The organism is Nonlabens sp. (genome assembly GCF_051251825.1).
Lineage (GTDB): Bacteria > Bacteroidota > Bacteroidia > Flavobacteriales > Flavobacteriaceae > Nonlabens.
Map to the genome: position 1 here is coordinate 270,293 of NZ_JBPOGG010000004.1, position 10,975 is coordinate 281,267.

General features: G+C 35.5%; 10 protein-coding genes and 1 other RNA gene. 3 read left to right on the forward strand and 8 right to left on the reverse strand.

Annotation, left to right across the window (positions count from 1 at the left end; genetic code table 11):
* Positions 1-11 precede the first annotated feature (11 nt).
* A complete protein-coding gene (locus ACSHWW_RS07565) occupies positions 12-1,649 on the reverse strand; it encodes an ABC-F family ATP-binding cassette domain-containing protein (RefSeq protein WP_435681825.1) in 1,638 nt (545 codons plus the stop codon).
* A gap of 196 nt (positions 1,650-1,845) precedes the next feature.
* On the opposite strand from ACSHWW_RS07565, the gene ACSHWW_RS07570 reads away from it, so the two are divergent.
* Complete coding sequence (locus ACSHWW_RS07570) at positions 1,846-2,346, forward strand: hypothetical protein (protein ID WP_435681826.1); 501 nt, start codon at positions 1,846-1,848, stop codon at positions 2,344-2,346.
* Positions 2,347-2,429: 83 nt separating this feature from the next.
* The gene (locus ACSHWW_RS07575) at positions 2,430-2,894 is read left to right on the forward strand and encodes a hypothetical protein (protein WP_435681827.1); all 465 of its coding nucleotides are present in this window, start codon (positions 2,430-2,432) and stop codon (positions 2,892-2,894) included.
* Here ACSHWW_RS07575 and rnpB read toward each other — a convergent pair.
* Positions 2,892-3,221, reverse strand: an RNA gene (rnpB, locus tag ACSHWW_RS07580) — RNase P RNA component class A. The two genes, ACSHWW_RS07575 and rnpB, sit on opposite strands and share 3 nt — an antisense overlap.
* A gap of 100 nt (positions 3,222-3,321) precedes the next feature.
* Between rnpB and dnaX the strand changes: the two genes are divergently transcribed.
* The gene (dnaX, locus tag ACSHWW_RS07585; RefSeq protein ID WP_435681828.1) at positions 3,322-5,205 is read left to right on the forward strand and encodes a DNA polymerase III subunit gamma/tau; all 1,884 of its coding nucleotides are present in this window, start codon (positions 3,322-3,324) and stop codon (positions 5,203-5,205) included.
* Positions 5,206-5,260: 55 nt separating this feature from the next.
* Here dnaX and ACSHWW_RS07590 read toward each other — a convergent pair whose 3' ends face one another.
* From ACSHWW_RS07590 to ACSHWW_RS07615, 6 genes are all read right to left on the reverse strand, one after another.
* Entirely contained in the window at positions 5,261-5,827 is a 567-nt protein-coding gene (locus ACSHWW_RS07590; protein WP_435681829.1) for a porin family protein, read from the reverse strand.
* 73 nt (positions 5,828-5,900) lie between these two features.
* A complete protein-coding gene (locus ACSHWW_RS07595; RefSeq protein WP_435681830.1) occupies positions 5,901-6,797 on the reverse strand; it encodes a Ppx/GppA phosphatase family protein in 897 nt (298 codons plus the stop codon).
* A gap of 3 nt (positions 6,798-6,800) precedes the next feature.
* Positions 6,801-8,852, reverse strand: a complete 2,052-nt coding sequence (gene ppk1, locus ACSHWW_RS07600; protein ID WP_435681831.1) for a polyphosphate kinase 1 — start codon at positions 8,850-8,852, stop codon at positions 6,801-6,803.
* Complete coding sequence (locus ACSHWW_RS07605; RefSeq protein WP_435681832.1) at positions 8,849-9,334, reverse strand: SixA phosphatase family protein; 486 nt, start codon at positions 9,332-9,334, stop codon at positions 8,849-8,851. The genes ppk1 and ACSHWW_RS07605 overlap by 4 nt, the downstream gene beginning before the upstream one ends.
* A 4-nt stretch (positions 9,335-9,338) precedes the next feature.
* Complete coding sequence (gene pdxH / locus ACSHWW_RS07610) at positions 9,339-9,983, reverse strand: pyridoxamine 5'-phosphate oxidase (RefSeq protein ID WP_435681833.1); 645 nt, start codon at positions 9,981-9,983, stop codon at positions 9,339-9,341.
* A 109-nt stretch (positions 9,984-10,092) separates the two neighbouring features.
* The gene (locus tag ACSHWW_RS07615) at positions 10,093-10,848 is read right to left on the reverse strand and encodes a patatin-like phospholipase family protein (protein WP_435681834.1); all 756 of its coding nucleotides are present in this window, start codon (positions 10,846-10,848) and stop codon (positions 10,093-10,095) included.
* Between the last annotated feature and the right edge of the window lie 127 nt (positions 10,849-10,975).

Here is a 10,975-nt window from a genome sequence, read left to right on the forward strand (position 1 = left end):
TAACAACTTAATTATCCCATCAAATTAATATCGGCGATATTTTTAATTCTATTTCTTTCTAAGAACGCGTCGATAGTTTCAAAATGCTCAATCACACGCTGATTTTTAAACTCAAATACTTTTTCAGATAATCCTTGCAAGAAATCTCTATCGTGAGAAACTAAGATTAACGTTCCATCATAAGTAGATAGGGCTTCTTTTAAAACATCTTTAGACTTGATATCCAGGTGATTTGTAGGCTCATCAAGAATCAATAAGTTTACTGGTTCCAGCAATAACTTCACCATCGCTAGTCTAGTTTTTTCTCCACCAGAAAGAACTCCTACTTTTTTTTCAAGGTCATCACCACTAAACATAAAACGACCTAGGATATTTTTAAGCTGTGTGCGCACGTCACCTTGAGCAACTTCGTCAACCGTTTGCCATATGGTAAGCTCTGTGTCCAGCAAGGCTGCTTGATTTTGAGCAAAGTAACCAACCTTTACATTATGACCTAGTTGACAAGTTCCTTCTACTTCAATCTCATTGAGAATTGCTTTTATCATCGTAGATTTTCCTTCACCATTACGGCCTACAAAGGATACCTTTTCGCCTCGAGCGATAGACATATTTGCATCTTGAAAAACAACTTTATCTCCATAAGATTTTGACACATCTTTAACCGTTACTGGATAATCTCCAGAACGTGGTGATGGCGGAAAACGTAACTTTAAAGCACTCGTATCTACTTCATCAATCTCTATGATTTTAAGCTTTTCCAGCATCTTCTCTCTCGAGTTTACTTGATTAGTCTTAGAATAAGTTCCTTTGAAGCGTTCTATGAAATCTTTAGTATCGGCTATGAATTTTTGTTGTTCTTGATAGGCTTTAATCTGGTGAGAACGGCGATCTGCTCTCAATACTAGGTAATGCGAGTACGTCGCTTTATAATCATGGATTTGTCCCATGGTCACCTCAATAGTGCGGTTAGTGATATTATCGATAAATGCTTTATCGTGTGAGATCACCATTACAGCGTCGGCTTTATTGACAAGAAAATCTTCTAACCAAATCACAGATTCTATATCGATATGGTTTGTAGGCTCATCTAGTAATATCAAATCTGGTTTTTGCAATAAAATTTTGGCAAGTTCAATGCGCATGCGCCATCCACCACTGAATTCACTGGTTTGTCTCGTGAAATCTTCTTGTTTAAACCCTAAACCTTTGAGTGCTTTTTCAACCTCGGCATCATAGTTTACGTCTTCTAGTGCATAGAATTTTTCACCTAGATCTGAAACTCGTTCAATGATTCCCATATACTCGGCACTTTCATAATCTGTGCGCACCGTTAGTGCCTCGTTGAGCTCATCCATTTCCTTTTTCATGGAGAAGACGTGTTTGAAAGCTTTGGCAGTTTCATCAAAAACGGTACAATCATCTTCAGTAAGTAGATGTTGTGGTAAGTAAGCAATTACTGTGTCTCCTGGAGTACGCACATGACCTCGAGTGGCTTTTTGCTCACCAGCGATGATCTTCATCATCGTAGATTTTCCAGCACCGTTTTTCCCCATCAGTGCGATTTTATCTGTTGGGTTAATCACAAATGAAACGTCACTAAAAAGAGTGGTTCCACTAAATTCTACGGCTATATTTTCTACTGTAATCATGATGGAGTTTTTGCGGTGGCAAAAGTATCATATTAAGTATTAAGTTTTGAGTAGAAAGTATGAAGACTTTTGTGAGCGTACATTTCATAGGTCTTTAGTCTACAATATGAGGGATATGGGATGAGGTATGAGATTTTTTATTAAATACTTGTTGATGAATTTGTTATATCCTATTTTTATAAGAAATTACGGTATTATGAAAAAGTATTTATTAATCATCCCAATTTTAATGGCAATTATAGCTTGTGATAATGAAACGATTGATTCTGGATTACTGCAAAATAATAATATCGTCGTTCATCCTATTCAGGGACAATGGCACTTATATAAAAATGAATTATTAGATGATATTAATTATTATAATCGAGGAGATCAAGTCATGAATATAACTGCTGATAGTGTATTTACAATTTGTATTCCCAACTTTCATAATATTTATAGTAGTACTAATACTGGGTTCAATACAATATATAGTGGTCGGTGTGATCAAAAAGTAGATTATAAAATTTTTACAGACAATAATAATGTGGAATATTTTTTATTCGATTTTGATAGACTCAATCAGCTTGGTCCCTATTTTCTAAACGGACGAAGATTTGAAATCTCAGGAGATACTTTAACTATGACTCTTATAGATCAATATCCAGCGCAATGGTCTTACGCGATTAATCCTGGAGTTCTGCAATGGGTAAGATAAAAAAGCAGGTCTATAAGCCGGATTCTTTCACATTATATAAATAATTTACCATGAAAAAGTATTTATTAATCATCCCAATTTTAATGGCCATTATAGCTTGTGATAGTGAATCTATAGATCCAGGATTACAAAATAACAATGTACCAGTTCACCCTATTCAAGGAGTATGGCACTTATATAAAAATAGAGTTCATATTGAAGAGTTTTACTATCATCGTGGTGATCAAGTTATGACTATAACAGCTGATAGCGTCTTTACGACATGTGTACCTAATTTTAATAGTATAACTCCTGGTAACCAACCTGGTTGGATTTACGATTGGCATTGTAACGAAAATTTAGACTATAAAATCTTTACGGATAGTACTAATAACAATGCTGAATATCTATTGATTGATTATTATCCGTGGACTCAACAGCAAATGTTGGAACCTATAGCCAGTAGAATTACAATTTCGGGAGACACATTAACTATGGACTTAGACAACCATTATCCTGGATCTGCCGTATATTTCTTCGATCCTGGTATGATTCAATGGGTAAGGTAAAAAAGCAGGTCTATAAGCCGGATTCTGTAATCCCGATTAGATCGGGACTCTCTATCATTTATCTAGGATTACAATTACTTGCAACCTCCATCTGTTTACCCTTCAGAATCGCACGGATCGTGCTCAAGCTCTGATATACGCAACATTTCACCGTATAGAGTTTACCTGGTTTCACTACAGCATTACCTGTACATTCTTTCTGTTGCACTGGTCCTATCTCGCTTTCGCGAAAGCGAAAACAAAATGACGGCCGTTAACCGTTATACTATCCTATGGTGCCCGGACTTTCCTTCCCGATTAAATCGGAACGATAGAGCGACCTGCTATTGCAAAACTACTTTAATTTATGAGATCCCTGTTGATAATTCTGTGAAATAATATGCGATAAATAAGTGCCAAAATTAATGAGGCGTTTATCTTTGAATCGATGGAGCCATTTATAGTATCTGCTAGAAAATATAGACCCGAGACTTTTGAAGATGTAGTAGGACAAAGCTCTATTACAAAGACGCTGGAGAACGCCATTGCGAGCAATCACCTGGCACAAGCACTTCTATTTACGGGACCACGCGGTGTAGGTAAAACAACTTGCGCCCGTATTCTAGCCAAAAAAATCAATCAACAAAATGAAGAGGTCGATCCTGATGAGGATTTTGCTTTTAACATTTTTGAACTTGATGCGGCCTCAAACAACTCTGTAGATGATATACGTAGTCTTACTGAACAAGTGCGTATTCCACCACAAGTAGGGAAATTCAAGGTTTATATTATTGATGAGGTGCACATGCTTTCCACGGCTGCCTTTAATGCTTTTTTAAAGACTCTTGAAGAGCCACCAGCACATGCTATTTTTATATTAGCAACTACTGAGAAGCATAAAATTATACCTACCATCCTATCGCGTTGTCAGATTTTTGACTTTAAACGCATTACGGTGGCAGATATGCGAGGTCATTTAAAACGCATCGCAGCTATAGAAGGAATCACTGCAGATGATGAGGCACTGCACATTATCGCTCAAAAGGCAGATGGTGCATTGAGAGATTCGTTGTCTATATTTGATAGAGTGGTTAGTTTTTCTGGTAAAGACTTAACGGTTCAAGCGGTTACAGAAAATTTAAATGTTCTCGATAGAGAAACATATTTCAATATATCAGATTTAATTATTGAAGGCAATATACCGCAGTTACTTGTGGACTATGATGTGATCATGTCTAAAGGTTTTGACGGTCATCATTTCATTGCTGGTCTTGCATCTCACTTTAGAGACCTTATGGTTTGTAAAGATGAGCGCACGCTTCATTTACTAGACGTGTCTGATAATGTAAAAATTAAATATGCTGAGCAATCTCGCAAAGTAGATTTAAAATTCCTAAGAGAAGCCATCAACCTAAGTAATGATGCCGATTTTAAATATCGAGGCAGTCGCAATCCTAGACTACACATTGAGCTTTGCTTAATGCAACTTGCCTCTATCCTTAGCGATGGAGAAAAAAAAAATGATGTAAACTACATCATTCCCGCGGCTAGTTTTACTCAAGTTCCTCAAGCCGCTGAGCAAGCGAGCACTTATCAAGCACCTGTTAAAGCCGAAAATAGTCCAGTGGCAACAACGCCTCAACAAAGTCAAGAGGCTGAAACACCGACATCAATTCCTGAAATTTCTGAAAAGGAAATTCCTGTAGCTGTTAAGCCTGAAGAAATTGTAGCACAACCTGTAGATAAGAAACAGAATATAGAGACTGCGGCGCCTGCCATTAATGAGAAGGTGATTGTAAATCCGGCTCCTGTAAGTTCAAATGGTTCTAAAAATCTTGAAGAAGCTCGAAGAGCTTTATTAGAGAAACGTAAAAACCAAGTAAGTGGACTATCCTTACAGGCCATTAGTGCTAAAAAGGCACATGTTGTTAAACATTCAGATAAAGAAGTAGATGCAGCGTCATTACCCGAAGAGAAATTTACTGAGGAAGAAGCACAAGCCACTTGGTCTTCTTATGCAGCGCATTTGCGTGAAAGAGGTCAATTAATTCTAGCATCCATAATGGAAGCAGACACTCCTAAACTTGAAGGAGAAAAATTAGTCCTACGTTATCCTAATCTTTCTATGAAGGAAGATCTTGAAAAAGCTCAAGGGCAAGTTCTAGAGCATGTAAAAGCTGCATTAAGTAATTATAACATAGAGCTTGAAATCCACGTAGATAAAGCAGTTGAGAAAAAATATGCTTACACTGATCATGAGAAATTTCTCAAGCTAGTAGAGAAGAATCCTGCGATAGATTTATTGCGTAGAGGTTTTGACCTAGAATTATAAGCATAAAAAAAGACCTCAATTGAGGTCTTTTTTTTATATAATATGTAATTAGTTATTATAGTTTGTAAGCGATACCTACTTGGAAATATCTATTATTCGCTTCGTTAACCTCACCAAATTCTCTATCAAAAATATTTGATAAACCATAACCGTATCTTAAATCAACCGCAAAGTTCTCATTAAAATTATAACCTAATCCTGCAACGGCAGCAAAGTCATAATTATAGTAATCATTATTATCACGTTCTCCTACATTAACACCAGCTTGTGGTCCTAATTGAATAAACAAACGATCTCCTAGATTGATTTTTGCAAGAACAGTTACTTGTAACCAGTTGGTCTTAAGTTTTACGTTATCACCAGATTCTAATCTAATTTCGTCAGCTTTTGCACCTAGCGCAGATACTCCTATTTCAGGAACTAAAGAAAAGTTAGAACTTACAGCGATGTCACCAAAGAAACTTGCGTGAAAACCTATACGGCTGTCTAGATCGATATTATCACCTTCAAGAGAAGAATAATTTAAACCTGTTCTAAATCCGTAATGCACGTTATCACCAGATTGTGCAAATGACATCGTTGATGCTGTGATAAAAACGATTAAAAGTAAAAATTTGTTCATTTTGTATTTATTAAGTTAACAAAGTTAACAGAGTTATTCATTTAGAAATCAAATTTAAGCAAAACTTCTGCTTTTATCGATTATCGGCATTAAAAATAGATTTTATGATTCCATCCGTAAGTCCTATTTTAGGAACAAGTATGTTTTTTGCTCTACTCCACTTCATGGCACTTAAATAAATACGACATGCCGGTATGATAACGTCTGCCCTATCTTGATTAAGGCTTAAGAAATATACACGTTCTTCATAAGTATATGATTGAAGTTTTTCATAATAACTAGACAGGTATAAATAGGATAAAGGTTTACCTGTAGCTTTTTCACTAGACTTATAGATATTGTTGATATTTCCACCAGAACCTATGAGTTCAATTTTTGGAAATGGCTTACAGACTTCTTTAATCCATTCCTCTGCCTCAGACCATAGTTTCTTAGTAACCATATCGTTAAGCAACCTTACAGTTCCTATTTTAAAAGAGCGAGATGCTAGCGCTTCACCATTTGCAAAAAGTGTAAACTCAGTACTTCCACCACCTACATCTACATATAAATAGACTTTATTACTGTCTATTATAGAATGTAAATCAGTCATAGCAATAATGGCAGCCTCGTGCGAACCATCTATAATTTCTATTTCAATTCCCGTTTTCTTCTTAATGAGCTTGACCACTTCTTTTCCATTATCTGCCTCGCGCATGGCACTTGTGGCATAAGCCTTATACTTCTCTACTTTATGTACATCCATGAGTAAAGAATAGGATTTCATGCTGTCTAGCATTCTTCCTATATTCACTTCTCCTATATTTTTAGTAGTAAAAACATCCTGACCTAGTCTAATAGGCACACGTACAAGACTTGTTTTTTTAAAAACCGGTGGTTCATTATCAAATAGAGTAACTGATGCTACTAATAATCGTATCGCATTGGAACCTATATCTATAGCGGCATATTTATGAATTTTAAAGCTCATATATTACAATTGGTTTTTATAATAATCATAAGTCGCAAATTGCGATCTTACTGGTTTATTTTCATTAGAGACGTATAAGTTTGCTTGATTTGAGCATATTTCTCTCGCCTTTACATTATCATTCCAGCATATATCTAAGGTTTCAAGAATTTCCTTTTTCACTGCCTCATCGTATATAGGACAGGCAATCTCCACACGGCTATCTAGATTTCTTCCCATCATATCTGCGCTTGAAATATAAACTTCAGTAGCACCATCGTTATGAAATTGATACACTCGTGGATGCTCAAGATATTTATCCACTATACTGATGACTGTAATATTCTCACTCATTCCTTTTACTCCTGGAATTAAACAACAAATTCCGCGCACGATCAATTCGATTTGAACTCCTGCGTTTGAGGCTTCATAGAATAAATCAATCATTTTAAAATCAGAGAAGCTATTTAATTTCATTCTGAGATGTGCTTTTTTTCCCGCTTTCGCGAAAGCGATCTCACGACGAACCTTCTTCTCTAAACCATTTCTCAAGGTATGAGGAGAAACGAGTAAGTGCTTGTATCTGTACAATTTATAATTCACTTCAAAGAAATCAAAGACTTTATCAACTTCTTTAAGAATCTTCTTGTTTGCAGTGAATAAAGTATAATCTGTATAAATTCCGGCCGTTGCCTCGTTAAAGTTACCGGTTGATATAAATCCGTAACGCACTAACTTCCCATCTTCTTCCCTATTTATAACACAAGCCTTACAATGAACCTTGAGACCTGGCACGCCAAATATGAGTTTTACGCCTTCTTCCTGCATCAACTCTGCATAATTAATATTTGCCTGTTCATCAAATCGTGCTTGCAGCTCGATGGACACTGTAACTTCTTTTCCGTTTTTAGCAGCATTTATAAGGGATGCAGCTATTTGAGAAACTTCAGCAAGTCGGTAAATTGTAATTTTCACCGATTGAACTTTAGGGTCAAGAGCTGCTTCTCTTAAAAATTTAATGGTATTTGAAAAAGTATGATATGGAGCATATTGTAAAATGTCGCGCTGAGAAATCATCTCAAGTAAACTACCTCGCATTGAGATTCCCTTTATAGGTAAAGGAATTCTTTTTTCATAAAGTAAATCCTTCCTTCCTAACGACGGAAATTTTAAATAATCTCTTCTATTATGATAGCGTCCACCAGGAATTATAGAATCAGTATCGTCGATTTCTACTTTCTTCATGATAAACTCCAGCGTGTCCTTATGTATGGATTTATCGTAAACAAATCGCACTGGATCACCATCTTTACGATCCTTTACACCACGACTTATTTTTTCAATCAAACTCTTTTTGAGATCTATGTCTATATCTAGCTCTGCATCTAGAGTTACTTTAATCATGTGAGCTTCAAGGTGCTCATAATCAAATATATTGAAAATGTAATGCATTCTATCTCTAATCAAATCATCGAGGAGAATGATATATTGTTTATCATCATTTTCAAGAGCTGGCAACTCAATGAAACGATTAAGGGATTTAGGTTTTTCAATGAGTGCATACTTCACGGGAAGACTCTTGTCCTTCATCACCATACGTACTGCTAGGTATCCTAATCCATCTCTAAGTGTTGGGAATTCAGTATGATCGTTAAGCATTATCGTTGCTAGTGCTGGACTGACTTCATTATTAAAATAACTTCTAATGTAATCCTCATGTTCTGGTAGAATCTCAGTTTCATCTACAACGATGATGTTTTCATTTCTTAATTCTTCTTCTAACTGGTTGAGAATTTCGAAACTCTTCGTTTGATCTAGGATAACTTCTCTTGTTATTTTATCCAGTAGTTCTGCTGCAGTAATTCCACCTAAAGACTTAGTGGCGTTCTTTCCTGCTCTTAGAATACGTTGAATAGTTGCATATCGTACTCTAAAAAATTCATCAAGGTTATTTGAGAATATTCCCAGAAAACGTAACCTTTCAATTAAAGGAACATTTACGTCTGCTGCTTCTTGTAATACACGATTATTAAACCTTAACCAGCTTAACTCTCTATTAAAATATTTTTGGATCATTTTAAATTTTTAGGGAAAAAATGGGTGATTGTCTGACCTTTTTTAATTTGGGACCAGTTATCAACTGGAAATTCAATAATGACTACCCCAGTTGTAGGCACATTATCAAAATATTGAGAACCTAAGATATTTGCAGCGTCAGTGAGTCCATGGTTATGAGAAAATAACATTAATGACTCTATATCATTAGTACAAGATTTAATTTGTTGAATTAACTCAGAACTGTCAAAGGTATACAGTTCTCTTTTCAACTTAAATCTGTCTAATTTATAATTAACATATTCTGAAACTAGAATTGCCGTTTGCAGCGCTCTAGCAGCCGTACTGCTCCATATTTCATTTGGGATTACTGAAACTGTCTCAAGGTGCTTACCTATCAAGTGTGCATCATTAATTCCTCTTTCTAGTAACACTCTATCATGATCTCGCACGTTAAGTTCCCAACTGGATTTACCATGTCTTATTAGAATAAGTCTTTTCATAAAATTATGGAGCTAGGCGTTTAGAAATCCATTTATCAGCTTTAATTTCAAATAAGTACCTATCATGTAACCTATTGGGTCTTCCTTGCCAAAACTCAAATGAAATAGGAGTTACTGAATATCCACCCCAATGCTCTGGAAGAGGAATTTCTTTATTATCAAATTTTTGCTCAAATGATAATAATTTTTGCTCTAGAAATTCTCTTGAAGGTACTTTACTGCTCTGATCACTTGCCCAAGCACCTAGTTGACTACCTCGTGGTCTACTTTTAAAATAATTTGCAGATTTTTCTCTTGAAACTTTAGAAACATCTCCCTTAATAATAACTTGTCTTTCAAGAGCTGGCCAGAAAAAATGTAGAGAGACTGATGGGTTTTTTTCCATAGCTATTGCCTTTTCAGAATTATAGTTAGTGTAGAAAAGAAAACATCCTTTTTCAATTTCTTTTAGTAATACAATTCTATTTTTAGGATACCCATCAAGCCCAATAGTACACAAGCTCATTGCGTTAGCCTCGTCAATCGATAAGTGTTCTTTGGCTTCTATAAACCATTGATCAAATAATTGGAACGGATCCATGGGAACCTTATCATCAACAAGGGCTCCTTTTACATAGTTTTTCCTCAAATTTTGCAGATCTCTTTGCATTCCATAAAGCTTTACCGCAAGTTACGGAATAATGGAATTAAAGTATAGTTGCAATGATTAATTCTAGTGAGACTTTATTGATCGCTTTCGCGAAAGCGATATGATAAAATTATTTAAGTAAATTAGAAGAATCTAATACTTTACACGCATTTTCATATCCTATATCATAAATCTTACGCAGTGAACGAAAACTAAAAAGACCAAAATTGTGCAAATTATCTGGTTCGAAAAGTAAATCAGTAACATGAAACTTAGAAGAATCACGATGATATTGACTTATCGAATAAGCTCTACCAGCAACATCATAGGAATGCTTCATTTTTTTATCCACTAATTCAACTTTGTTAACGTAACTACCTAATTTTATATCACAATCATCTAATAAGTCTATAGGAAAATTATTTATAACGCCACCATCGATATAAGTATTATCCTCAATACTAACCGGAGTAAATACACCTGGAAATGCTGCGCTAGCAAGTATAGGATAATATAGTTCTCCAGAATCAAAGACTTTTAATCTAGCATTATTGAGATCTGTTGCGGTGACAATTAATGGAATCTTTAAGGATTCAAAGGAATCTAAAGGTATGTAAGAACTTATATGCTCAATGAATACGTTTGATTTGATAAAACCAGGCTGTCCAAAAGCAAATTTACTAGGATGGAATAAGTTAGAACTTTTAAAAAAATCAAAAATAACTTCAACTTCTATACCTGCCGCAAAAAGAGCCCCTATTAATGCACCTGCACTAGTACCTGCGACTTTATCCACTTGAATTTTGCGTTCATTTAAAGCTTTAATTAGGCCTGCGTGAGCAATACCTTTTGCGCCACCACCAGAAAGAGCTAAACCAATTTTCATAATATTAAATAAAAGTAATAAAAAAAGCCTCTTAACAATGAAGTTAAAAGGCTTTTTGTCGGGGTGGCAGGATTCGAACCTGCGACCTCCTCGTCCCAAACGAGGCGCGATGACCGGGCTACGCTAC